The 22,760-nt window shown below is 62.8% G+C and carries 22 protein-coding genes and 1 pseudogene; 15 read left to right on the top strand and 8 right to left on the bottom strand.

Features of this window, described 5'->3' with window-relative positions:
- Positions 1 to 23 precede the first annotated feature (23 nt).
- Positions 24 to 743 (bottom strand): lipoyl(octanoyl) transferase LipB, encoded by a 720-nt coding sequence (lipB, locus tag EGM87_RS12150; RefSeq protein WP_044660309.1) that lies wholly within the window; start codon positions 741 to 743, stop codon positions 24 to 26.
- Between the two features lie 85 nt (positions 744 to 828).
- Here lipB and EGM87_RS12145 point away from each other — a divergent pair, with 85 nt between their 5' ends.
- Positions 829 to 1,617 carry a DUF7847 domain-containing protein gene (locus EGM87_RS12145; protein ID WP_044660308.1) on the top strand — a complete coding sequence of 263 codons (789 nt, stop codon included), beginning with the start codon at positions 829 to 831 and terminating at the stop codon, positions 1,615 to 1,617.
- Here the strand turns inward: EGM87_RS12145 and EGM87_RS12140 are convergent.
- From EGM87_RS12140 to EGM87_RS12130, 3 genes are read right to left on the bottom strand one after another with little or no spacing between them, the layout of a single operon-like run.
- On the bottom strand, positions 1,599 to 2,198 hold the full coding sequence (locus EGM87_RS12140) for a GNAT family N-acetyltransferase (RefSeq protein ID WP_044660307.1): 600 nt from the start codon (positions 2,196 to 2,198) through the stop codon (positions 1,599 to 1,601). The genes EGM87_RS12145 and EGM87_RS12140 overlap by 19 nt on opposite strands.
- Positions 2,199 to 2,200: 2 nt before the next feature.
- Complete coding sequence (gene hemF / locus EGM87_RS12135) at positions 2,201 to 3,052, bottom strand: oxygen-dependent coproporphyrinogen oxidase (RefSeq protein WP_103000816.1); 852 nt, start codon at positions 3,050 to 3,052, stop codon at positions 2,201 to 2,203.
- A 14-nt stretch (positions 3,053 to 3,066) separates the two neighbouring features.
- Positions 3,067 to 3,537 carry a tRNA (cytidine(34)-2'-O)-methyltransferase gene (locus EGM87_RS12130; RefSeq protein ID WP_044660305.1) on the bottom strand — a complete coding sequence of 157 codons (471 nt, stop codon included), beginning with the start codon at positions 3,535 to 3,537 and terminating at the stop codon, positions 3,067 to 3,069.
- A 192-nt stretch (positions 3,538 to 3,729) separates the two neighbouring features.
- On the opposite strand from EGM87_RS12130, the gene petA reads away from it, so the two are divergent.
- From petA to EGM87_RS12110, 4 genes are all read left to right on the top strand, one after another.
- On the top strand, positions 3,730 to 4,311 hold the full coding sequence (gene petA, locus EGM87_RS12125) for a ubiquinol-cytochrome c reductase iron-sulfur subunit (RefSeq protein WP_025548526.1): 582 nt from the start codon (positions 3,730 to 3,732) through the stop codon (positions 4,309 to 4,311).
- A gap of 11 nt (positions 4,312 to 4,322) precedes the next feature.
- Entirely contained in the window at positions 4,323 to 5,642 is a 1,320-nt protein-coding gene (locus EGM87_RS12120; RefSeq protein ID WP_044660304.1) for a cytochrome b, read from the top strand.
- A 14-nt stretch (positions 5,643 to 5,656) separates the two neighbouring features.
- Positions 5,657 to 6,505 (top strand): cytochrome c1, encoded by an 849-nt coding sequence (locus tag EGM87_RS12115; protein ID WP_044660303.1) that lies wholly within the window; start codon positions 5,657 to 5,659, stop codon positions 6,503 to 6,505.
- Positions 6,506 to 6,573: 68 nt separating this feature from the next.
- Complete coding sequence (locus EGM87_RS12110; protein ID WP_044662806.1) at positions 6,574 to 7,110, top strand: adenine phosphoribosyltransferase; 537 nt, start codon at positions 6,574 to 6,576, stop codon at positions 7,108 to 7,110.
- Between the two features lie 133 nt (positions 7,111 to 7,243).
- Here the strand turns inward: EGM87_RS12110 and EGM87_RS12105 are convergent, their stop codons facing one another.
- Both EGM87_RS12105 and EGM87_RS12100 read right to left on the bottom strand, forming a co-directional pair.
- Positions 7,244 to 7,846, bottom strand: a complete 603-nt coding sequence (locus EGM87_RS12105; protein WP_044660302.1) for a 5'-methylthioadenosine/S-adenosylhomocysteine nucleosidase — start codon at positions 7,844 to 7,846, stop codon at positions 7,244 to 7,246.
- A 40-nt stretch (positions 7,847 to 7,886) separates the two neighbouring features.
- Positions 7,887 to 8,705 (bottom strand): class I mannose-6-phosphate isomerase, encoded by an 819-nt coding sequence (locus tag EGM87_RS12100; RefSeq protein ID WP_044660301.1) that lies wholly within the window; start codon positions 8,703 to 8,705, stop codon positions 7,887 to 7,889.
- Between the two features lie 209 nt (positions 8,706 to 8,914).
- Here EGM87_RS12100 and EGM87_RS12095 point away from each other — a divergent pair, with 209 nt between their 5' ends.
- On the top strand, positions 8,915 to 9,187 hold the full coding sequence (locus tag EGM87_RS12095) for a hypothetical protein (RefSeq protein WP_229742347.1): 273 nt from the start codon (positions 8,915 to 8,917) through the stop codon (positions 9,185 to 9,187).
- Here the strand turns inward: EGM87_RS12095 and EGM87_RS12090 are convergent.
- Positions 9,180 to 10,085: an ROK family protein gene (locus EGM87_RS12090; protein WP_044662804.1), complete on the bottom strand. Its 906-nt coding sequence runs from the start codon at positions 10,083 to 10,085 to the stop codon at positions 9,180 to 9,182. The two genes, EGM87_RS12095 and EGM87_RS12090, sit on opposite strands and share 8 nt — an antisense overlap.
- Before the next feature lie 240 nt (positions 10,086 to 10,325).
- On the opposite strand from EGM87_RS12090, the gene EGM87_RS12085 reads away from it, so the two are divergent.
- Entirely contained in the window at positions 10,326 to 12,656 is a 2,331-nt protein-coding gene (locus EGM87_RS12085) for a GH92 family glycosyl hydrolase (protein WP_065846368.1), read from the top strand.
- A gap of 365 nt (positions 12,657 to 13,021) precedes the next feature.
- Here EGM87_RS12085 and EGM87_RS12080 read toward each other — a convergent pair.
- A pseudogene (locus EGM87_RS12080) lies at positions 13,022 to 13,217 on the bottom strand (transposase); the annotation flags it as partial.
- Positions 13,218 to 13,313: 96 nt separating this feature from the next.
- Between EGM87_RS12080 and EGM87_RS12075 the strand changes: the two are divergent.
- The 8 genes from EGM87_RS12075 to EGM87_RS12040 all read left to right on the top strand — a co-directional run bounded on the left by EGM87_RS12075 (position 13,314) and on the right by EGM87_RS12040 (position 22,760).
- Positions 13,314 to 14,416 (top strand): IS3 family transposase gene (locus EGM87_RS12075; RefSeq protein ID WP_137710256.1). Its coding sequence is split into 2 segments (ribosomal slippage): positions 13,314 to 13,575 and positions 13,575 to 14,416, totalling 1,104 coding nucleotides; the frame shifts between segments, so codons are not numbered across the junction.
- Between the two features lie 479 nt (positions 14,417 to 14,895).
- Entirely contained in the window at positions 14,896 to 16,041 is a 1,146-nt protein-coding gene (locus EGM87_RS12070) for a KpsE/RkpR family capsule polysaccharide export protein (RefSeq protein WP_137710257.1), read from the top strand.
- Positions 16,041 to 16,847, top strand: a complete 807-nt coding sequence (locus tag EGM87_RS12065; RefSeq protein WP_137710258.1) for an ABC transporter permease — start codon at positions 16,041 to 16,043, stop codon at positions 16,845 to 16,847. Before EGM87_RS12070 ends, EGM87_RS12065 begins: the two co-directional genes overlap by 1 nt.
- Positions 16,844 to 17,503 carry an ABC transporter ATP-binding protein gene (locus EGM87_RS12060; protein WP_137710259.1) on the top strand — a complete coding sequence of 220 codons (660 nt, stop codon included), beginning with the start codon at positions 16,844 to 16,846 and terminating at the stop codon, positions 17,501 to 17,503. The genes EGM87_RS12065 and EGM87_RS12060 overlap by 4 nt, the downstream gene beginning before the upstream one ends.
- 30 nt (positions 17,504 to 17,533) lie before the next feature.
- On the top strand, positions 17,534 to 19,609 hold the full coding sequence (locus EGM87_RS12055) for a glycosyltransferase (RefSeq protein WP_137710260.1): 2,076 nt from the start codon (positions 17,534 to 17,536) through the stop codon (positions 19,607 to 19,609).
- A gap of 171 nt (positions 19,610 to 19,780) precedes the next feature.
- A complete protein-coding gene (locus EGM87_RS12050; RefSeq protein WP_137710261.1) occupies positions 19,781 to 20,722 on the top strand; it encodes a WcbI family polysaccharide biosynthesis putative acetyltransferase in 942 nt (313 codons plus the stop codon).
- A 98-nt stretch (positions 20,723 to 20,820) separates the two neighbouring features.
- A complete protein-coding gene (locus EGM87_RS12045; RefSeq protein ID WP_253719074.1) occupies positions 20,821 to 21,198 on the top strand; it encodes an HAD family hydrolase in 378 nt (125 codons plus the stop codon).
- Positions 21,195 to 22,760 carry a hypothetical protein gene (locus tag EGM87_RS12040; protein WP_137710263.1) on the top strand — a complete coding sequence of 522 codons (1,566 nt, stop codon included), beginning with the start codon at positions 21,195 to 21,197 and terminating at the stop codon, positions 22,758 to 22,760. The genes EGM87_RS12045 and EGM87_RS12040 overlap by 4 nt, the downstream gene beginning before the upstream one ends.

The following is a 22,760-nucleotide window of genomic DNA, read 5'->3' as shown; positions in this document are numbered from 1 at the left end:
CCCACCTGGCGAAAGCCGCGACCCTAGCGGCCCGTCCCGCATTGCTCAACCCCCGCTCCATCTGCCACCGGGCACCGGCGCAGGCGGCCGAGAAAGGCCGGGAAATGCCGGGCAAGCGCCGAGTCCAGCTCGGTCATCGATGCCTTCACGCCCAGCGCCGCCATGCTCGTCACAGGATATTCGGCCAGGCCGCACGGCACGATGCCTCCGAAATGGGACAGGTCGGGATCGACATTGATCGAAAAGCCATGAAGCGTGATCCAGCGCCGCACCCGGATGCCGAGGGCGCCGATCTTCGCCTCCCGCCCCTGGGCATCGTCGGTCCAGATGCCGATCCGTCCCTCCGCGCGCCGGGCCGCTATGCCGAAATCGGCCAGCGCGTCGATCATCCATCCCTCCAGGTGATGGACGAAATTGCGCACGTCCTTGCCCCGATTCCGCAGGTCGATGTTGAGATAGCCGATGCGCTGGCCCGGCCCATGATAGGTATAGCGTCCGCCCCGCCCCGCATCGTGCACCGGAAAGCGCGGGTCGAGCAGTTCGGCCGGATCGGCGCTGGTTCCGGCCGTGTAAAGCGGCGGATGTTCGAGCAGCCAGACCCGCTCTGCGGCCTGCCCCTCGAAGATCGCGGCGGCCCGGCCCTCCATCTCGGCCAGCGCCCGGGGGTAGTCGACGGGCGCGCTTTCCACGCGCCATTCCACGCTGGGGGCGGCAGGGGCTTGGACTGGGGATGGCGAGGACATGGCGCTTCCTTGACTTGGGCAGAGCGAGCGATCAAGTCTCCTCCGCGATTTTCAGAGCATCGGGTAGAGAACAGGGCGTAGAGATATGGCGACAATGTCCATCGGCAAGGCGTGGGAGGAGGCGGTCGCCTTCGTCGCGCGCGAAAGCAGCCTGCTGTTTCCCGTCGCCCTGCTGTTCGTCGCCCTGCCGGGCCTCATCCTTCAGGAGATGACGCCGCCGGAACTCGCCAAATGGAACCTGTCGGAAACCACCATGCCGCAGGTGCCGGGCAGCTTCTGGCTGGCGATGATGCTGGCGATGATCATCATCGGGTTCGGATCGCTGACCCTGTTGGCGCTCGCCCTGCGCCCGGGCATCAGCGTGGGAGAGGCGCTGCGGCTGAGCTTTGCGCGGCTTCCGGTGCTGCTGGGCGTGGCGCTGGTGGTCGCCGGTTTCCTGGCCGGCGCGGTGATCGCCGCCACCCTGGCGGTGACGATCCTGTCGCTCATCGCCAAGCCTGTGGGCGCGACGCTGGCGCTGCTGCTCGGCGCGGGAGTGGTGGCCGTCACCATCTTCGCGAGCGTGCGGCTGCTGTTGCTCAATCCCGTAGTGATCGACGGGACGGCGGGCGTCATGGCGTCGCTGCGCCATGGCTGGGCGCTGACCAGGGGGCATTTCTGGCGGTTGTTCGGCTTCATCGTGGCGCTGACGCTGTTGTCCGCCATTGTCGGCGGCGCGGCGCAGGCGGTGTTCGGCCTGATCGGGACGTTGATCGGCGGTCCGACGGGCGGCCGGCTGATCGGCGGCGTGGCTGCCGCTGTCGTGTCGACGGTGGTGCAGGTCTATATGCTGGTGATGCTGGCGCGGCTCTATCGTCAGGCGGAGGGCAGCTGACCCAGCACCGGCACATGCGGCGCGGCGTCGGGCGACAAAAGCCCCGCAAGTCGGGGATCGGCGAAGATTTCCACTTCACGCCTGTAGGGCACGAAGCCCGCCTTGCGGTAAAATCCCAGCGCCGCGGGGCTGTCGAGCGTGCAGCTATGCACCCAGAAGCGCGTGACCTCCTTGCGCCAGGCCAGCGCCTTGGCCTGCGCCATCAGCCATCGGCCCAGACCCTTGCCGGTCAATTCCGGGATCAGTCCGAAAAAGGCCAGCTCGCAGTCGGGCAATGAACGGAAGTCGAGTTCCAGCAGCCCCACCTCCACGCCCCGGGGATCGGTGACGGCATAGACCTCGACCGCGGGATCGTGAATGATCGCGCTCAGCGCGGCGTCGTCCATCACCAGGCGGGAGAACCAGAGCCACGGCTCCCCCACGCGCCGGAACAGCGCGCGATAGGCCTCTGGCGTCGGCGCCTTCCATGGCACCAGCCGCAACGGGGCGGGCGGGATGGGGGCGGGTTTCGGCCGCTCCCGCATTTCCAGATGGGTGACGATCGTCGCGATCCGATCGTCGGGAACCGGCGTCAGGCCCATGCTCAGCTCCAGCTCGCCATCGGCGGCAGGCTCATCAGGATCGCGTCGACATTGCCCCCGGTCTTCAGCCCGAACAGCGTGCCGCGGTCATGCACCAGGTTGAATTCGGCGTAGCGGCCGCGCCATTCGAGCATGCGGGCATGATCCTCCCGCGACCAGCTTTCCCCCATGCGCCGCCGGACGATGGGCGGGAAGGCCTTGAGGAACGCCTCGCCCACGTCCCGCGTGAAGGCGAAATTCGCGTCGAAATCGCCCTCCAGATGGTCGTAGAATATTCCGCCGACGCCGCGATGGACGCCGCGATGCGGAATGAAGAAATAATCGTCCGCCCATGCCTTGAAACGGGGATAATAGTCCGGGTCATGGGCGTCGCAGGCGGCCTTCAGCACATCATGAAAATGGGCCGTGTCCTCCTCGCGCGGCAGGGGAGGGTTGAGATCCGCGCCGCCGCCGAACCAGCTTTTGGACGTCCTCAGATAGCGCGTGTTCATATGCACGGCGGGCACATGGGGATTGGCCATGTGCGCGACCAGGCTGATGCCGGTGGCGAAGAAGCTCGGGTCTTCGCTCGCGCCGTGGATGGTCCTGGCGAACTCCGGAGAGAAGGCGCCGCCCACGGTCGAGACGTTGACGCCGACCTTCTCGAACACCTTGCCCTTCATGACGCCGCGCACGCCGCCGCCGCCTTCGCCGGGCGCTAGGCCGGGCGCCTCCCGATTCCAGGCGATATAGTCGAAGCGGGCGTCGGACCCCGCCTCCCGCTCGATCGCCTCGAATTCGGCGCAGATGCGGTCCCTCAGCGATTCGAACCAGTCGCGGGCGGCTTGCTGTTGCGGGTCGAGCGCCAACGTCATTTTCGGTAACTCTGTCATTGCGGGAAACTTCCGGTCTGGCGAAGGGCCTCTGCTATCGCGATGCCCGTGGAAACGGCGATGTTCAAGGACCGAAAGCCCGGCGCCATCGGAATGCGCACGCGCACATCGGCCAGATCGCGCACGCTGTCGGGGACGCCGGCGCTCTCCGATCCCATCAGCAGAACGTCGTCGGCGCGGAATTCCACCTCCGGCAGGCGTTGCGAAGCATGGCTGCTCATCAGCATCAGCCGCCGCCCTTCGGCCCGGCGCCGGGCGTCGAACGCCTGGAAATTTGCATGCTGGGTGATGTCGGCGGCCGCCCCATAGTCCATCGCGGCGCGTTTCAGCTTCGCGTCGGAAAAGGCGAAACCCATCGGCATGATGATGTCCACGGGCACGGAAAAGCAGGCGGCAAGGCGCAGGATCGCGCCGACATTGCCGGCGATTTCGGGTTGATAAAGGGCGATACGCATGCGCCGCGCCATAGAACAGCGCGGTTAATTCTCCTAGCCTGTCTAAAAGGCTTGGCAAATGGCGCATCCTACGGTTATCAGGCCTGCAAACCGCGCCAGGGGGAAAGGCGCGCCCTTCTGCTTGGGCGCCGCGGCTCTCCCGATAACATAGCCATAATGGGCAATGCGGCGGGGTCAGGGACGTTCTTGCAAGGGTTGAGGTGCATGGCGATCGTTGAACATTTGGAGAGTGAGGGGGCGTCCGTCTCCGATGGAGGCGGCAGCGACGGTGTTCGCCGTCGCGATTTCATCAACATCGCCGCGGTGAGCTTCGCCGGGGTCGGTGCGGTCGCGGTGGTCATACCGCTGGTCGATCAGATGAACCCCAGCGCCGACGTGCTGGCGCTCGCCTCGACGGAGGTCGACCTGTCCTCCATCCAGCCGGGCCAGGCGATCAAGACGACGTTCCGGTCGCAGCCGCTGTTCGTCCGGCACCTGACCGACAAGGAAATCGCGGAAGCCGACAAGGTCGATCCGTCCAGCCTGCGCGATCCGCAGACGCTGGAGGAACGCACCGTCGACGGCAAGAAGCAGTGGCTGGTCACCATGGGCGTCTGCACCCATCTGGGCTGCGTGCCGCTGGGCGCGGGCGAGGGTGAGAACAGGGGCGAATATGGCGGCTATTTCTGCCCCTGCCACGGTTCGTCCTACGACACCGCCGCCCGCATTCGTAAGGGCCCCGCGCCCAAGAACCTGGAAGTGCCGAAGTTCAGCTTCACTTCCGACACTGCCATTCTCGTGGGTTGAGGGGGACTGTCATGAGCTTTCCATGGGCTGAACATTATACTCCCAAGCATCCCGCGATGCAGTGGATCGACGAGAAGCTGCCCTTGCCGCGCCTCGTCTACAATGCCGTGGGCGCCGGTTATCCGGTGCCGCGCAACCTCAACTATTTCTGGAACTTCGGCGTATTGGCCGGCCTCGCGCTGGTGATCCAGATCGTCACCGGCGTGATCATGGCGATGCATTACGGCGCCAACACGCTGGTCGCCTTCGGCACCGTCGAACAGACGATGCGCGACGTGAACGCCGGCTGGCTGATGCGCTATGCCCATGCCAACGGCGCCAGCTTCTTCTTCATCGTGGTCTATCTGCACATCTTCCGCGGTCTTTTCTTCGGTTCCTACAAGGCGCCGCGCGAAATGGTGTGGCTGCTGGGCCTCGTCATCTTCCTCCTCATGATGGCGACCGCCTTCATGGGCTATGTGCTTCCCTGGGGGCAGATGTCCTATTGGGGCGCGAAGGTGATCACCGGCCTGTTCGGCGCGATCCCCGTGGTGGGCGAGCCGATCCAGACCTGGCTGCTGGGCGGTTTCGCCCCCGGCAACGCGTCGCTCAACCGCTTCTTCTCGCTGCACTTCCTGCTGCCCTTCGTGATCGCCGCCGTGGTGATCCTGCATATCTGGGCGCTGCATATTCCGGGTTCCTCCAACCCGACCGGCGTGGAAGTGAAGGGGCCGCAGGACACTGTGCCCTTCCACCCCTATTACACCGCGAAGGACGGTTTCGGGGCGGGCGTGTTCCTGATCCTGTTCGCGGTCCTGCTGTTCTATGCGCCCAACTATCTGGGCCATCCGGACAATTATATCGAGGCGAATCCGCTTTCGACGCCCGCGCATATCGTGCCTGAATGGTATTTCTGGCCCTTCTACGCGATCCTGCGCGCCTTCACCGTGGACTTCTTCTTCGTTCCGGCGAAGCTGCTGGGCGTGCTGGCGATGTTCGCGTCGATCCTGCTGCTCTTCTTCCTGCCCTGGCTGGATACCTCCCCGGTGCGGTCGGGCAATTATCGCCCGACCTTCAGGAAGTTCTTCTGGATCCTGATCGTCGACGTGCTGATTCTGGGCTATTGCGGCGGCGCGCCGGCGGCGGAACCCTATGTGATGATCTCCCAGGTCGCGGCGGCTTATTATTTCGCCCACTTCCTGATCATCCTGCCGCTGATCTCGCGCTTCGAAAAGCCGCTGCCTTTGCCGAACTCGATCACCGAGGCGGTGCTTGGCCGCCATGCGATCGAAGGTGAGCGCGAGGCGCTGCCCGGCATGGGCAGCGATCCGCAGCCGTCGCACGCCGGTTAAGGGGGACAAGACTAATGATACGCATCGGCGCATTTCTCGTCGGCCTCTTTTTCGCGGGCTGGCTGCTGGTTTCCTTCCTGGTGGGCGCGGTGGCCTATGTCACCGAGCCGCCGGCGGTCACGGTGGAGCATGAATTCCACCGCGATCCCAAGCATGTCGCCTTCTCGTTCGACGGCCCCTTCGGCAAGTACGACCAGGCGCAGCTCCAGCGCGGTTTCCAGGTGTTCAAGGAAGTCTGCTCGGCCTGCCACAGCCTGAAGTTCGTCGCCTTCCGCGACCTCAAGGGCATTGGCTATAACGAGGCGGAAATCAAGGCGATCGCCAAGCAGTGGGCGATCAAGACCCCCGACGTCGACCCCAAGACGGGCGAGATGTCGACCCGCGATCCCATCCCGGCGGATTATTTCCCCAAGCCCTTCGCGAACAATGTCGCGGCGGCGGCGGCGAACAACAATGCGATCCCGCCCGATCTCTCGCTGATGACCAAGGCCCGCCATCACGGCAGCGCCTATGTCTATTCGCTGCTGACGGGCTTCCAGGCGCAGCCGGCCGAACTGCTGAAGGAATTTCCGGACGCGAAGACGCCGGAGGGGCTGCACTACAACCCCTATTTCGCGAACCTGAACCTCGCCATGGCGCCGCCGCTGACGGCGGACGGACAGGTCACCTATGGAGACGGCACCAAGGCGACCGTCGACCAGATGGCGCAGGACGTCGCGGCCTTCCTGACCTGGACGGCCGAACCCAAGCTGGAAAACCGCCGTCGCGCGGGTCTGGCGACGATCTTCTTCCTGCTGATCGCGACGGGCCTGGCTTATATGGCCTACCAGAATATCTGGGCGGACAAGAAAAAGGCCGCCTGAACGGGGTCTGGAACAGAACATCGGAGGGGGCGCGGGAAACCGGGCCCCCTTTTCTTATGAGGGCGAAGATGAGCGCAGACAGCCTGGCGGCCCTGGTCCGCACGATTCCCGATTTTCCCAAGCCCGGCATCCAGTTCCGGGACATCACCACATTGCTGGCGGACGCAGCCGGTCTCACTGAACTGGTCGAGCGGATGGCGGCGGCGGCGCGGCCGCTCGACCCGGCCTTCATCGTCGGCATCGAGGCGCGCGGTTTCATTCTTGGGGCGGCGCTGGCCCATGCGCTGGGGGTGGGTTTCGTGCCCGTGCGCAAGAAGGGCAAGCTGCCCGGCAAGACCGTCGGCATCGATTATGTGCTGGAATATGGCACCGACCGGCTGGAATTGCATGAAGGGCAGATCCCGGATGGGGCGCGGGTGGTGCTGGTCGATGATCTCATCGCGACCGGCGGAACCGCGCTTGCGGCGGCGCAACTTGTCCGGGAGCAGGGCGCAACCGTGCTGATGGCGCTGTTCGCGATCGATCTTCCCGATCTGGGCGGCATGGCTGCGCTGGAAGCGGACGGCGTCGCGTCGGCGGCGATCATCGCCTTTGAGGGGCATTGAGGCGGTTCTGGTCAGGCGCCTCAGATAAAGGGGAGAAAGGTCCCAGGGGGCCAATCCAGGACATTCCCCCTTCCGCCAGCGGGAGGGAAATGGCAGCAGTCGGCCCATTGCGCCTTAAGAAGACCGCATCTCCTCAGCGCCCAAGCGCTCCCTCCAGCATATCGACCGCCTGTGCCAGACGCTCGTCCAGCAGCGCCAGCAACTGGGTCCATCCCAGCATGTCCGCCAATTCGCCCGGGCCGTCGGAAATGCCCCGCAGGCCCATTACCGGCACGCCAAAGCGCTGGCAGGCGCGGACGACCGCGAAGCTCTCCATGTCGACCATGTCCGCGTCGATCGCGGCATAATCGTCCCCGCCGACGATGTTCGCCCCCGTGGACAGCCGGGCGGTGCGAAGTTCCAGCGGCATGTGCAGCGCTATTTCGGCCGGGTGGTCGGAAAAGGGGGTCACGCCCTTCGGAAAACCGAGGCGGGAGGCGTCCATGTCCCGCCAGGAAACGCTGGCGACCTGATAGACCTCGCCCAGGGTGCAGATGCGCGATCCCGCCGATCCCAGCGAGACGATGAGGTCGGGCAGCGCGCCTTCCAGATCCAGCCGCTGGAGGGCAAGGCCGGTGTTGAGCGCGGCTTCCACCGGGCCCACGCCGGTCATCAGCGGGTCGAACCGGGCTCTGAGGTGAGGACCATATTCATCCTCCACCGCCATCACGAACAGGACGCGCTTGTCCGCGATCATTTCTCCCCGTGGCATGCAGTCCCCCCGATTCGCCGATGTTTCAAGGCTGGCGGGCGAGCAGCGCGCTCATCCCGTCATGGATGGTCAGGCCGGCGGTCCCCTCGATCAGCCAGCATTCGCCCTGCCGCCACGGCTCGCCGTCGATCGTGCCGGCGCCGGCCAGCGGAATGAACCAGGCCATCTCTCCTTCGATCCGCTGCCCGGTTCCGGCTTCACCCTGCACCATGTCAAGGATGAAGGGCGCATCGCCGCCCGCCACCAGTCTTTCTTGCGCCGTCATCGGGAAGACCTGGTCGGGCAGGGCATAGGGTGTCGCCACGCTGACGGCCATCGCCTCTTCCAGATGCAGTTCGCGCGGCCGGCCATAATCGTAAAGGCGGTAGGTCACGTCGTTATTCTGCTGCACTTCCACCAGCGTCACGCCGCCGCCTATGGCGTGCACCGTGCCGGCGGGAATATAGTAGAAGCTGCCCGCCCGCACCGGCTTCCAGTCCATCAGCGCCTCGATGCTGCCGTCGAGGGCCGCTGTGCGCAACGCCTCTGCCGTCAGGCCGCGGGTCAGGCCGATTCCCAGCTGCGCATCGGGTTCCGCATCCAATATGTACCAGCATTCCGACTTGCCGCCCGCCAGCCCGCGTTCCCGCGCCTGCGCATCATTGGGGTGGACCTGAACCGACAGCTTTTCGCTGGTGAAGATATATTTGACCAGCAGCGGCAAAGGCCGGCCTTCTTCCTGCTCCGGCGGCGAGAACCAGACTTCGCCGACGCGACGGCCATCCGAAGGCGCGATGGCGGCAGGAATATCGATGCGGCCCCAGGGCTTTTCGACGCTATGGGCGAGCAGGCGGATCGTGGTCATGCGGTTCCTTATGAACGGTCGCTCCCGTCAGGCAAGGGCCTCCATCCGGAAAGGACGCACTATCGGGCCAGCGGTCAACGGAAGTGCGGGACATCCCACCCGCATCCGCCTTGCTGTCGAGATCGGAAACGGTCCGTATCGATCTTCCCGTCTGGAAGTCCGGTTATTGGTTGTTATATGAAACTGATCAGATCAGTGAGGATCAGGACATGAACCGGCCGATGAGAAACGGCGCCGGCGGCGCACGCCCTGAAGGCCAGCGCCGCACGGGCCATATGGATGATGCGATCGGCGTCCTTGGCCGGCGGATGGAGGGTGGGGTGGTTCCCCTGATCCTTCCCGTTCTGGCGACGATGGCCTTCCTGATGTTCTTCACGACGGTCTATCGGTGGGTCGACGATCTGCTGGTCGCCAGCGTGATCGCCATGGTCGCGCCGATGATGGTCCTGCCGCTGCTCCTCCGGCAGAAGGGCGTCAACTGACGCCCTCCGCGCTCAGCGCATCCATGGCCAAGGCCACGGCGCCCAAAGGACCGGCCTGATCGCCAAGCAGCGGCGTCATGACGATCCGGCCGATGCTGGAATCGTCGACATGCGGCAAATAGCCCCCAAGCTGGACGACGACGTTTCGACGGACCTTCGCCAGCAGACCGGTCCGCCCCATGCCTACGCCGCCGCCGATCAGCACCTGTCGCGCCGCGGTGCCCAGCAGGATGGTGGAGACGAGATGGGCGATGTCGCTGGCGACATCGTCCCATCGGGGGTCGGCGGGATCGATCTCATGGCCGGGCATACCGAAGCGGTGGGCGAGCGCGGGCCCGGACACCAGACCCTCGATGCAATCGCCGTGAAAGGGGCAATGGCCCGCAAAGCCGTCGCCGGGAGCGCGCGGGACACGGATATGGCCGATTTCCGGATGCATGGCGCCATGGACGGTGCGGCCGTTGAACGCGAACCCTGCGCCCACGCCGGTCCCGATCGTGATGTAGCACAGGCTGTCGGAGGGCGCGTCCCCCAGCGCGCCCGCGCCCCAGCGCAGCTCCGCCAGAGCGGCTCCGTTGACGTCGGTGTCGATCATCGCGGGGCAATCGAAGGGCGCGGTCAGCGTGCCGAATATGTCCGCGCCCGCCCAGCCGGGCTTGGGCGTGGGCAGCATGACGCCGAAGTCCGGGGCGCGGCGGTCGAGCCGAAGCGGGCCGAAGCTGCCGATTCCGATGGCGGCGATGGGCGCCTCCGCATGCCAGCGTTTCAGCACCGCAACGGCTCTGGAGAGCGTCTCCCGCGGCGTCGTGGTCGCTATCGTCTCCCGGTCGACAACCGTCCCGCCGCGCGCGCGGAGCACCAGGACCTTGGTCCCGCCCAGTTCGATTCCGGCCAGCATCGGTTCAGCATCCATCATCGCCGTCCAATCATATTGCCCCAGGCCCTGCAAGTTCGGAGCGCACCGTCATGCGTGGCCCAATTCAACATTTGTACAATGGGATGGCGGCTTTTCCATTGCCGACCGCTATCAGGGCGGGAAGAACAGGGCAGGGCGCGACGAACGCAACCCGATGATTTGGAGGCAATGGATCATGATCCGGCAAAACCCGTGCTTCAACCCCGTGTTGGTTGCCGCCCGATGAGGGCGCCGCTGCTCATCTGCGCGCTGCTGCTGACGGCTTCGGCCTGGCCCGTTGCTGCGCAGGCGCCTGCCGATCCGCTGGCCTTCGTCGATCCCCTGATCGGCACCGGCCCGGAAGGCCACACTTTCCCGGGAGCCTCCGCGCCTTTCGGCATGGTCCAGCTTTCGCCCGATACCGATACGACCTGCCAGGTGCGCGACTGCTATGCCCATGCGGCGGGCTACAGCTATCATGATCCGACGATCCAGGGATTCAGCCACACCCATTTCTCCGGCGCGGGCCATTCCGATCTGGGCGACATATTGGTGATGCCGCAGACGGGCGCCGTCCGGCTCGATCCGGGCGATCCGAAACAGGCGGGCTCCGGCTATCGCCAGCGCTTCTCACACGACAGCGAGACGGCCAGGCCCGGCTATTATGCGGTGACGCTGGCCGATAGCGGCATCCGGGCGGAGCTGACAGCGGGCGAGCGGGTGGGCATCCACCGCTATGCCTTTCCGGCGGGGCGGGAGGCGCATCTGCTGATCGACCTGCGCTCCTCTCTTTACGATTATCCGGGCAAGATCCTCTGGTCCGGTCTGCACCTCCACCCGGACGGCACGCTGACGGGCTTTCGCGAGACGCGGGGATGGGCGGCAGGCCGCAAGCTGTTCTTTGCCATGCGTTTTTCCGCACCCCTGAAGGATCATGCCTTCATCGACCGGGACCAGGCGGTTCCCTATAAAGGCTTCCAGGCGCCGGGGCGGGGCAGCGACGCGCTGGCCGAGAAGCTGGGCAAGGCGCTGGAGGCAAGGCTCGACTTCGGCAGGCTCGATGGCCCGTTGGAGGTCCAGGTCGCGCTTTCAGGGGTGGATGAGGGCGGGGCCATCGCCAATCTCGATGCCGAAGGCGCCGGCTTCGACACCGTCCGGAGGAGGACCGAGGATGCATGGCGGCAGGCGCTCGGGCGGCTGGAGATGGATGCGCCGGAGCCGATGCTGAGGAATCTCTACACCGCGCTCTACCATACGCTGCTGGCGCCCAGCATCTGGAGCGACGTCGACGGCCGCTATCGGGGGCCGGACGATCAGGTTCATGCGGCGAAGGATTTCACCTTTCGCTCGACCTTCTCGCTCTGGGATACCTTCCGCGCTGAACATCCCCTGCTGACGCTGGTCCAGCCGGAAAGGACGACCTCCGACGTCGTCAACTCGCTGATCGCCAGCCGGGAACACAGCCCGCACGGCATATTGCCGGTCTGGCAGTTCGCCGGGCGGGAGACATGGACGATGATCGGCTATCATGCGGTGCCGGTGATCGCGGACGCCTATCTGAAGGGCTTCAGGGGATTTGATCCGGACAAGGCGCTGGCCGCCATGGTCGCTAGCGCGGATTACGCGCCCTATGGCGGGCTGGGCGACTATATGAAGCTGGGCTATGTGCCCATCGACCGGGAACCGGAGGCGGCGTCGAAGACGGTCGAATATGCCTATGACGACTGGGCGATCGGCCGCATGGCGCAGGCCATGGGGCGCGGCGATGTGGCGAAGCGCTTCCTCGCCCGGTCGTCCAGCTGGCGCAACGGCTTCGACGTCGGGAGCGGCTGGCTGCGGGCGCGCAAGGCCGATGGCAGCTTCCGCACGCCGTTCGATCCGGCCGCGATCAACTATGGTTCGGATTATACGGAGGGCAATGCCTGGCAATATAGCTGGTTCGTGCCGCAGGATCAGGCGGGGCTGTTCCGCTTGCTGGGCGGCGACGCCAGGGCGATCGCGAAGCTCGACGCCATGTTCGACTATGATGTGTCGAAGCTCGACTACAGCCATGCGGAGGATATTGCCGGGCTGATCGGGCAATATATCCATGGCAACGAACCCAGCCATCATGTCGCCTATCTCTATGCTTATGCGGGCGCGCCCTGGCGGACGCAGGCGCGGCTGAAGCAGATCGTCGAGAGCCAGTACAAGCCGACACCCGACGGACTGTCGGGCAATGACGATCTGGGGCAGATGTCGGCCTGGCTGCTGTTCACGGCGCTGGGCTTCTATCCCGTGACGCCGGGATCGAACCAATATGTCGTCGGTCGCCCCTTCGTCCGCCGCGCGGTATTGACGCTTCCCCACGGCAAGCGCTTCACGGTGGAGGCGGAAAATCTGTCCGCCGCCAATGTTTATGTGGGTGCGGTCGAACTAAACGGACGGCCGCTGCGGCGAAGCTGGATCGCGGACGGGGAGATCCGCGAGGGCGGGACGTTGCGCTTCACCATGCAGGCAAAGCCGAACCGGGACTGGGGGAGGGGAGCGGGAACCCGGCCCTATTCGCTTTCTACCGCGCCGGCTGAGCGGTGATGGGCGTGGCAAGGATTGAACTTGTGATGCCTGCGATGTCAAGGCAACGGGCGGTAGGGATTTTTGTGTTGCTTTTCAAATGGTTGACACTTCTATTCGAGATGCTTGCCCATAATTGTCTACACGGGCATAGGGATGGCTCATTCGATTGAGAGTCTCACTATTGGAGCGCGGGGTCAATGCCTGGATCGGGCTGCGATCTTCTCTTCCGTCCGCAGGGTTGCCAACGGGTTCGGCCACCCTCCGAAAAGGTGAGCGATCGTTACGCTGGCTACCAGACAGGATTGGCAGCGTTGACACTCAAGGCGTTTCGGAATGTTAAAGGTGATGGTATGCTGCCGGCTCAAGCTGATCTGCTATAGATTTTCGGCCTTCTCATCCTCGAGTTGCCGCAGCCGTCGGGCATCAGACACCTCCAGCCCGCCAAACCTGGACTTCAGCTTGTAGAACGTCGCAGGGCTGACACCGTGCTTGCGGCACACCTCGGCAGTCGGCTGGCCCGCCTCCTGCTCCTTGATCATCCCGATGATTTGCTCCTCATAAAAAACGGCTCTTCCTCATCCATCTGCTCCTTCGTTGATCTGATCCCGGAAAACTGGATCGCTTGGAGTTAGAGTTTTTCGCCGTAATCTCGCTGGCTGGGAGGAGGGAAAGACGATGAAGGCATCGAGATTTTCAGACGCCCAGAAGGCGTTCATTCTGAAGCAGGGCGCGGACGGCGTGCCCGTCGCGGACATCTGCCGCAAGGCGGGGATCAGCCAGGCGACCTACTTCAACTGGAAGAAGAAATACGACGGCATGCTGCCGCCGGACATGCGGCGCTTGAAGCAGCTCGAGGACGAGAATTCGAAGCTGCGCAAGCTCGTGGCGGACCTCTCCTTGGACAAGGAGATGCTGCAGGACGTCATCCGCCGAAAGCTGTGAGGCCTGCTCGTAAACGCGAGCTGGTGAACGGGGTTCGCAGTGATTGGGGCGTGTCGATCCGCCGGGCTTGCCGGGTTCTGGAAATGGACACCTCGACGTACCACTACAAATCCCGCCGCCGCGAGCAGGCCGGCATCGAAGCCCGCATCCGTGAGATCTGCGAGACCCGCGTCCGCTACGGGTATCGCCGCGTCCACGTTCTTCTTCGCCGCGAAGGCTGGGAGATCAACATGAAGCGAACACACAGGATTTACAACGAATTGGGCCTCCAGCTCCGCAACAAGACGCCCAAGCGCAGGGTGAAGGCGAAGCTGAGGGAAGACCGCTGCGCGGCCTCCCGCGTGAATGATGTTTGGGCCATGGACTTCGTCCATGACCAGTTGGCGACGGGTCGAAAGATCCGCGTGCTGACCGTCGTCGACACGTTCTCGCGGTTCTCGCCGATGCTGGATCCGAGGTTCAGCTACCGGGGTGAGGATGTCGTCCAAACGCTCGAGACGACCTGCGCCGTCATCGGCTACCCAAGGACAATCCGGGTCGACCAGGGCTCCGAGTTCATCAGCCGGGACCTGGATCTGTGGGCCTACACCAACGGCGTTACGCTGGACTTCTCACGGCCCGGCAAGCCTACGGACAATGCCTACATCGAAGCGTTCAATGGGCGCTTCCGGGCGGAGTGTCTGAACACCCACTGGTTCTTGACACTTGCAGATGCCCGCGAAAAGTTGGAGGATTGGCGCAGATACTACAACGAGGATCGGCCGCACGGTGCCATTGGCAACAAGCCCCCGATCACGCTGATGAATCCCGGTGACGCACCCAGCCCGTCACCGTGACCAAGACCGGGAAACTCTAGCCCCAGGTGGTCCAGAGAATGGTGTCGGATCATCGTCAGGGCAGACTCTACATCAGATCGAGGGAGCCAGCGGGGGGCAGGTCATGCCGAACCGTCATATGGGAGAGTTGGTCGCCAGCTGCAACGATCGTCCACCCAGTTTCCGGCGGCGCTTCAAGCGCCGGTTGAACAGCTTGCTGGGCGGCCAACGGTAGCGGGCCGGAACAAGGCTGCTCGGATCGTTTCACCTCAGTTTCAACAGATTAGTTAATGGCACCACCAGGTTCCATCTACCCCAGGTCTATTCCCCTGATGAACCGTCTCTCTCTTCTTCGGACGGTTTTCCCGATTTCGCATGGTCATGGTTGGTGGCCATGGACTTTTTATGGGTTTTAGATCATGGCGGCTGTGAAAGCCTCTGTCTGCGCGCGAATGTCATGCATGGACGCGCTATGGAGGGGGCAAGCGAAAAGCAGGCATATGTTACATATCCAGAAGCAATTTAATGAATCCTGGGCCAATCACGAGGTGGTTCGAAAAGTGCGGAAGTTGAAGCCCTCTTTTATTGCCCTCGTAATAGTTCCGACGATCCTGTCGATTATTTATTTCGGTTTTCTAGCCAGTGATGTGTACGTTTCTGAATCTTATTTTGTAGTCAGGACTCCCAAGAAAGAGGTTTCTACAGGTCTTTCCGCACTGTTTTCAAGTGCGGGTCACCCCTCTGCAGGTGACGAAATTTACGTTGTGGAAGAGTTCATGAACTCGCGTGATGCGCTGGGTGGATTGAACCGCGATGGCTTTCTGACGAAAGCCTATACCCGCCCATCCATTGATACTTTTGACAGGTTCCAAGGTGCTTTGGGAGATGGTTCGAACGAGGAACTGTTCCGTTATTACAAGAAGCGTATTTCAGCCTCTTATGACACGGCCAAAGCGGTGACGGTGTTGCGGGTCAAGGCTTATACACCTGAGGATGCGTATCGTCTCAACGCCCGTCTGCTCGATCTTGGCGAGCAACTGGTCAACAAGCTCAATGAACGCAGCCGTAACGATCTCGTCCATTATGCTGAACGCGAAGTCGATGAGGCCAAGGCCCAGGCAGCCCAAGCTGCCGCCGCCTTGTCTCGCTATCGGAACAATCGCGGCGTGGTCGATCCGGAACGTCAGGCGACTGTTCAGATCCAGTTGATTTCCAAGCTGCAGGACGAACTGATCGCCAATGAAACGCAGCTTGAGCAGTTGCAGCAGTTCACCCCGGAAAATCCGCAGGTGGCGGTGGCACGCGAGCGGGTGCGCAGCATCCGGCGACAGATCCAGGAAGAGACTGGCAAGATCGCCGGCAACCCGAGTTCGCTTGCTGGAACGGCGGTCGGCTACGAGCGTGTGTCGATTGAGAACGAATTTGCCGGAAAGCAGATGGCTGCTGCCATGGCTTCCTTGCAGGATGCGAAGAATGAAGCGCGCCGACAGCAAATCTATCTGGAACGAATCGTGCAGCCCAACAAGCCTGACAAAGCGGTGGAGCCCAAGCGAATCAAGGGTATCTTCGCAACCCTGGCTTTGGGACTGGTCTTGTATGCCGTCTTTTCCATGCTGATCGCTGGTATCAGGGAGCATCGTCAGTAATGGGAGCGTTCACGAGTCGGAGCGCGGGGGATTTTGCCCGGTCTCTCGCGATCCAGAAGCGTGTGGTTTTCGCGCTGTTGATGCGCGAGGCGCTTACCCGCTTCGGGCGCCATAATATCGGTTTCCTCTGGCTGTTCGTGGAGCCGATGCTTTTCACCCTCGGGGTGACGGCGATCTGGACGGCCACCGGCATGGGTCATGGCAGCAATCTGCCGATCGTCGCCTTCGCTGTTACCGGCTATTCCGGCGTTCTGGTCTGGCGTAACGTCCCCAACCGTTGCGTCATGGCCATCGAGCCCAACGCCTCGCTCATGTATCACCGCAATGTGCGGGTGATTGACATCTATTTGGCGCGCATCGTGCTGGAGGAGATGGGAGCGACGATCTCCTTTGTGATCCTGACCTTGCTGTTCAGTTTCCTGGGCTGGATGGACCTGCCTGAGGATGTGTTCAAGGTGATCATAGGCTGGCTGATGCTGGCTTGGTTTGGCGCGGCGTTTGGCATTCTTATGGGTACGCTAAGCGAGCAGAGCGAGCTTATCGAAAAGCTCTGGCATCCTGCAGCCTATCTCATCTTTCCCTTTTCCGGGGCGGCCGCGCTCGTCAGTGCGATGCCCAAGGCGCTCCAGGATGTGGTGCTGACCTTCCCCATGGTGCATGCTTCGGAATATATGCGTGAGGGCTTTTTCGGTTCGAAGGTTCATGCAATCCACGACCTCTCCTATATGTTCGTCATCAATCTCGTGATGACGGCCCTGGGCCTGATGCAGGTCCGCATCGTGGCGAGGAAGGTCATCCCACAGTGATAGAATTGGTCGACGTTTCCAAGGTCTATCCGACTGCGCAGGGGAAGACGACTGTCCTCGACAAGGCGAATCTTCGCGTCGAGCGAGGCGAGAAGGTCGGCATTCTCGGTCGCAATGGCGCGGGCAAGTCCACCATGATCCGACTGTTGGGCGGAGTGGAGCAGCCAAGCTCGGGCCTCATCCGGCGCGATATGACGGTGTCCTGGCCCCTGGCCTTTGGCGGTGCTTTTCAAAGCACCCTTACCGGCTTGGACAATTTGCGGTTCATCTGCCGCATCTACAATGTCGATTATCGCGACAAGATCGATTATGTTCAGGCGTTCTCCGAACTGGGCCGCTATCTGAACGAGCCGATCAAGAGCTATTCCTCGGGCATGCGCGCTCGACTGGCTTTCGCGATCTCAATGGTGGTGGAGTTCGACTGCTTCCTGATCGATGAGGTCATCGCGGTCGGCGACCAGCGGTTTCATGAAAAATGCCACATCGAACTATTCGAAAAACGGGCCGACCGGTCGATCATCATCGTGTCGCATGACGCTCATTATATCCGCGCGCACTGCTCGAAGATCGGCGTCATCTCCGCCGGCAAGCTCACCGTGTTCGACGACATCGACTTGGCCTATGACCATTATAATCAGGTCGAGGGCTATGTCTGATCTATTGGCGGTGCCTCGCTCGGTTTGCGCATGATCGGTATTTTCTCGATCGGTCGCGCGCGGCGCGCCTCGCGACGCGCCAAGCGGACGCTGAGCCCCACTGATTGGCAGATCGCGGCCGATGCTTGGCATCGTGTCGCCGATAGTCTGCCGCGCAGTGCGCGCGTCTGGGTCCAATATGGACATGCGCTGAGGCGGGCGAACCGGTCGGCAGAGGCTTGCGGAGCCTATCACAAGGCCATTGCTCTCGATCGTGACCTGGTCGGCGCCTGGGTGGGGCTGGGCATCGCCTGGAAGGCGCAGGGTGCCCGCTCTTCCGCAATGGATGCCTTCACCCAGGCGCTGCGCCTGGATCCCAATGCGCTGACGGCGCGCAACGAACTTTTGCTCTATGGCGGGCGCAGCGAGCAGCCCGAACCGACTCATGGCCGACTGGCCATGGCTGACGCGCTGGCGGGGCTTGCGGTTTCGCTGCGTGAGACGCGCGACTGGCAGAGGGATTTCAACCAGGCTTCCCTCTTTCCTCTTCAGGATTATGCGCATTTTCGCCGACTGAATTGGGTGCCGGCGCCGGAGGCAGCGGCCAGCATCGACTTTACTGTTCTCATCGATGCCGACGCGGCGACCCCCGTGCAATTGCGAGCGACTATCCAAAGTCTCCTCAGGCAGACGCACGGTGAATGGCGGGCCCGGATCGAGGCGCCGCAAGCGCTTAGGGAGCATCCGGTCGGCAGCCTCTGCCATGTCGATCCCCGGGTCCGTTTTACGGATGCTGACCGAGAGGAACCGGAGGAACCCACAGACTGGCTGCTGCTGGTCGAGGCGGGAACGATCCTCGCGCCCGACGCACTCGGTTGGTTCGCCTGGACGGCGAACGAGACCGCCTGCGTTGCCGCCTATTGCGACCATGATCATGTCACGCTCGACTGGAAATATGGCCCGATCCATCATGATCCGGTGCTCCAGCCGGTCTATGACCGCCACTGGTTCGCGGACGCAGGGGTGCGGCCGGCGGCGCTGCTGGTCCGGCGGTCGGACGTCGATGGCAAGGCAGATCTCGTCCAAATGCTCGCGCGCATGTCGTCCTGCCCGGTCGCGCATATTCCGCAAATCCTGGCGTCACGGCTTGCGGACGCCTCCCCGCCCCGGCCAACCGCTACCCCCGTCAAAGACGCAGGCGGCACAGGCGGGGAGGCGCGGATCGCGGTCATCATTCCCACGCGCGACAATGCCCCCTTGCTGTCGGTGTGCGTCCGTAGCCTGATCGATAAGGCGGCCCGGCCGGACCTGCTGGATATCATCATCGTTAGCAACCGCAGCGCCAAGGCGGAAACCCATGCGCTGCTCGCGGAGCTGAAGCGAGACGCGTCCACTACAGTTCTCGATTTCGACGAGCCGTTCAACTGGTCCCGCGCCAATAATGTAGCCGTGCAGGAAAGCAGGGCCGAATTGCTGCTCTTTCTCAACGACGACACGGAAATGCTGTCCGATCAGTGGGACGCACTCGTGCGGAGCGACCTGGTTGGGCCGCACCCCGCGGGCATGGTCGGCGCGCTGCTCTTCTACCCTCATGGCGGTATCCAGCATGCCGGGGTCGTCATGGGGGTCAATGAAGGGGGGCCGGAGCATGAGGCCCGCTGGCAGAGCAATGACGAATGCGGTCCTTTGGCGCGTTGGAAGCGCGTGCGTGCCTGCTCGGCCGTGACGGGCGCCTTCATGGCCATGCCGCGTACCCTCTTCGATCGCTTGGGCGGCTTTGACGAGGCGAATTTCATCATCGCGTATAATGATATCGACATGTGTCTACGCGTGCGGGAGTCGGGGGAGATCGTGCTTTACGATCCGCGCATCACGCTCATCCACCATGAATCGATTTCGCGCGGCGCCAATCTGACAAGGGACATGGTAGCGTGGGATTGTGGCGAACTGGAAGCACTGCACCGGCGTTGGGGTCAGGCGCTCTTCCAAGATCCAGGCTATAATCTTCATTATACCCGTCAGGGCTATCCCTTCGACGGCTATCGCCATCCTGCCGCCGCCGAGGTCGAAGCGCATATTCGCCGCAGCGCTTCGGATCATCCCTGGGCCGTCAGCCGTGTCGAATGAGGAAGGAAATGTCGTCGGACAGCCGCATGGCTTCTTCAAAACCGCCGATAAGCCCTTTAACAGAAGGGGCAGGCATAGCTGATGTCTTGGCGACGGGCGAAAAGATGGGTCGGAAAGACGCTGGGAATGGGCCTCTGCGGCCCGGTCCTGCGCAAAAGGAAGGAAATTGTGGTGAGTGAGGGATTGCCGCCGCGCGCTGTCGTCATCAGCAACTGTCAGGCGCAGCCGCTCAAGCATACGCTCAGCCTGCTCTGCAAGGGCGTGCTTTTCGATAATCTGTCGGTTCACCTTATGGGGCCTGACCGCGAGCGGGAAATCGCCGAATTCGTCGCCCGCGCGCGGGCGCAATATGACATTATCGTTTCGGTCGGCCTGTCGGACGAATGGGGTCCACTGGCCGTTGACTGCATCCGCAAAACCTTCGCCGGCAAGGCCGTGACCCTGATTTCTAACCTTTATTATACCGGGCTCCATCCGGACATCGTTTATATTGGCGGCATGTCTCAGCGCCTGCCCGGCCCGTTGGGCGATTATCACTCTCGCGTCGCGCTGACCGGCTTCCTGCGCGGCTACGCGGTCGAGACCATCCGGCAGATGTATACTGCGTCGATCTACGACAGGCTTGGCTTCTTCCAGGCGCATGCCCGCTCGATTGCCGAACTGGGCAGCCGGGAGGAGCGGCACGACGTAACGGCGGTGCCGCTGATCGAGGCGATGGTGCGTGACCGGCCGCTCTTCATGTCGGTCAATCATCCGACCTCGCACCTGATCTGGGCCTATGGTCAGAAGATCGCCACGCATCTGGCTGATCACCACGGCGTGCGGCTTTCGCACTGGGCGGGCGGGCCAGACCAGATGGTGAACCATCTGGGCAATGCATCGGTCTTTCCGGTCTATCCGGAAATCGGTGCCTATCTCGGCGTCACCTATCCAACATCCTACAGCTTCAAGCCGGACACCTTCCATGACACGCCGGTGATGACGCTGGACCTGCATGAATTTGTCGACGCCGAGATGGCGGCGTTCCGTAGCATATCGTTGGAGGAACTCTCTCGCAGTCACCAGGGGATCGAGATATTGGAGCATCAGGCCAACCTCGATCTCAGCCTCTGATCCGGAGCGGGTTGTTCTTCCTCCCGATCTGACGCACTGCTTAACTCAACATGGGCCGGGGCGAACGCGCGCCCTCACATTCGCTACACGGAGCCGCTGTGAAAATCGTTATCGACCTAGACCGCACCATCACCCAGCCGCGCGAAGGGCAGGGTTATGGTGACAGCGACTATGATCATGAACTGGTGGATATGTTGCGCCACTATCGAACCCAGGGCTTCACCATCGCCATCTACACGGCGCGCAACATGCGTACCTATGAGGGCAATCTGGGGAAGATCAACGCGGTGACCGTGCCGGGCATCATCGAATGGCTCGACCGCAACGACATTCCCTATGATGAAATTCATGTCGGCAAGCCCTGGTGCGAGAATTTGGGCTTCTATGTCGATGACAAGGCAATCAGGCCGGACGAGTTCAAGCGTCTAACGCTAGAGCAGATCTACGAACTGGTCGGCGTGGACGCGCCGCAATGACGGTTGCGCTCATCGCGTCCGGGCAGTTCGTCAACGATGGGCTGGCGGCGGAGTTCGGCAATATCCCGCCCAGCTTCCTGCCGCTCGGCAACCGGCGCCTCTACATGCGGCAGATCGAATTGCTGCGTCGCTATGGGGAACGCATCTATATCTCGCTTCCAGACGGCTATGCCGTGCCCGAGGCGGACGAGGCGGCGCTGGCGGACCTCGGCGTCCAGATCATCCGAACCGATCCAGCGCTGAGCATCGGCGCGGCGCTGTCTCTGTGCGCCAACATCATCGGAGCCTATGAGGGACGGCTCGTTGTCCTCTATGGCGATACCCTGATCGAGGATAGCGCGCTGCCGGCCGACGCCTATTCGATGCATGCGGCCTATGATCACCAGTCATGGGCGGCGGCGCCGATCGGCGGCGAACCGATGGAAGCGGGGGAAGGGCGAATGGTTGTTTCTGGCCTGTTCTCCTTTTCCGACATTCCCCTGCTCTTGCGCAGCATCGCCCTGGAAAATAACCGGTTCCTTCGGGCGCTGGTCGCCTATGATCGGGAAAGGTCACTGACTGCGGCGCAGGACGGCCAATGGTATGACTTCGGCCATGTCCAGACCTATTACACCTCCTGCGGTCTCATCACCACCCAGCGGTCTTTCAACCAGATCTCCATCTCCGCCAATTGGGTGGAAAAGCTGAGCGACGATCATCACAAGATGGACGCCGAGGCGAACTGGCTGGAAACCATCCCATATGTCCTGCGCGGCTATACCGCGCCTTTCCTCGGCCGGATATCGACCGAGCGCGGGACGGGGTACAGAACCGCCAACACCTATCTGGCAACGCTGGCCAACCTCGCCGTGTTTGGACATCTCAATGTCTATGCCTGGACGCAGATTTTTGACGCCTGTGGACGATTTCTGGTCGATGCGAACGCTCTATCGCCGCCGGGCAGCCAGACCGTGGACCTCTTCGGCTATTATCAGGGCAAGACGGAAAAGCGGCTGCGCACGTTCGCTGGCGCCGCGCCTCATCCGATCGACGAACCCCTATGCTATGAAGGACACGACCTGCCCTCCATGCTCGACAGGGCCCGGATAGCGGGCGGCATCATCGAAGCGGCGCCGCCGCCCACCCCCGGCATCATCCATGGTGATTTCTGTTTCTCGAATATCTTCTACGATTTCCGCAGCCGCTCCATCAAGCTGATCGACCCGCGTGGTCTTGCGCCCGACGGCGCGAAAAGCATCTATGGCGATCCGCGCTATGACGTTGCCAAGCTCGCCCATTCGGTGATCGGCGGCTATGACATGATCATCGCCGGCCGGGTGAGGGGCCGGTGCGACAAGGGCCATCTGTCGCTGGACATGGGGGCGCTGTCGGATGAACGGTGGCGCGACATCGTCACGGCTTTCGAGCATGCAAAGCTGATGGACCGCCACTCCCCGCGCGTGATCATCGCCATCCTCGTCCAGCTGTTCCTGTCGATGCTGCCGCTCCATGCCGATAATCCGGGCAGGCAGGAAGGCTTCCTAGCCAATGCCGCCCGCCTGTTCCTGAAATTGGAGGCTTAG

This window comes from Sphingobium sp. RSMS (assembly GCF_005406185.4).
GTDB classification, from domain to species: Bacteria; Pseudomonadota; Alphaproteobacteria; order Sphingomonadales; family Sphingomonadaceae; genus Sphingobium; species Sphingobium fuliginis.
This window is presented reverse-complemented; position numbering and strand designations above follow the sequence as displayed.

Bases quoted from the DNA above. Each gene is read 5' to 3' on its own strand.
- EGM87_RS12070 (WP_137710257.1), top strand. From the start codon at position 14,896: ATGTTACATATCCAGAAGCAATTTAATGAATCCTGGGCCAATCACGAG.
- EGM87_RS12100 (WP_044660301.1), bottom strand. From the start codon at position 8,705: ATGACCACGATCCGCCTGCTCGCCCATAGCGTCGAAAAGCCCTGGGGC.
- EGM87_RS12090 (WP_044662804.1), bottom strand. From the start codon at position 10,085: ATGCTGGCCGGAATCGAACTGGGCGGGACCAAGGTCCTGGTGCTCCGC.
- lipB (WP_044660309.1), bottom strand. From the start codon at position 743: ATGTCCTCGCCATCCCCAGTCCAAGCCCCTGCCGCCCCCAGCGTGGAA.
- EGM87_RS12115 (WP_044660303.1), top strand. From the start codon at position 5,657: ATGATACGCATCGGCGCATTTCTCGTCGGCCTCTTTTTCGCGGGCTGG.
- hemF (WP_103000816.1), bottom strand. From the start codon at position 3,052: ATGACGTTGGCGCTCGACCCGCAACAGCAAGCCGCCCGCGACTGGTTC.
- EGM87_RS12145 (WP_044660308.1), top strand. From the start codon at position 829: ATGGCGACAATGTCCATCGGCAAGGCGTGGGAGGAGGCGGTCGCCTTC.
- petA (WP_025548526.1), top strand. From the start codon at position 3,730: ATGGCGATCGTTGAACATTTGGAGAGTGAGGGGGCGTCCGTCTCCGAT.
- EGM87_RS12130 (WP_044660305.1), bottom strand. From the start codon at position 3,537: ATGGCGCGGCGCATGCGTATCGCCCTTTATCAACCCGAAATCGCCGGC.
- EGM87_RS12095 (WP_229742347.1), top strand. From the start codon at position 8,915: ATGAACCGGCCGATGAGAAACGGCGCCGGCGGCGCACGCCCTGAAGGC.
- EGM87_RS12040 (WP_137710263.1), top strand. From the start codon at position 21,195: ATGACGGTTGCGCTCATCGCGTCCGGGCAGTTCGTCAACGATGGGCTG.
- EGM87_RS12105 (WP_044660302.1), bottom strand. From the start codon at position 7,846: ATGATCGCGGACAAGCGCGTCCTGTTCGTGATGGCGGTGGAGGATGAA.
- EGM87_RS12085 (WP_065846368.1), top strand. From the start codon at position 10,326: ATGAGGGCGCCGCTGCTCATCTGCGCGCTGCTGCTGACGGCTTCGGCC.
- EGM87_RS12065 (WP_137710258.1), top strand. From the start codon at position 16,041: ATGGGAGCGTTCACGAGTCGGAGCGCGGGGGATTTTGCCCGGTCTCTC.
- EGM87_RS12120 (WP_044660304.1), top strand. From the start codon at position 4,323: ATGAGCTTTCCATGGGCTGAACATTATACTCCCAAGCATCCCGCGATG.
- EGM87_RS12110 (WP_044662806.1), top strand. From the start codon at position 6,574: ATGAGCGCAGACAGCCTGGCGGCCCTGGTCCGCACGATTCCCGATTTT.
- EGM87_RS12140 (WP_044660307.1), bottom strand. From the start codon at position 2,198: ATGGGCCTGACGCCGGTTCCCGACGATCGGATCGCGACGATCGTCACC.
- EGM87_RS12055 (WP_137710260.1), top strand. From the start codon at position 17,534: ATGATCGGTATTTTCTCGATCGGTCGCGCGCGGCGCGCCTCGCGACGC.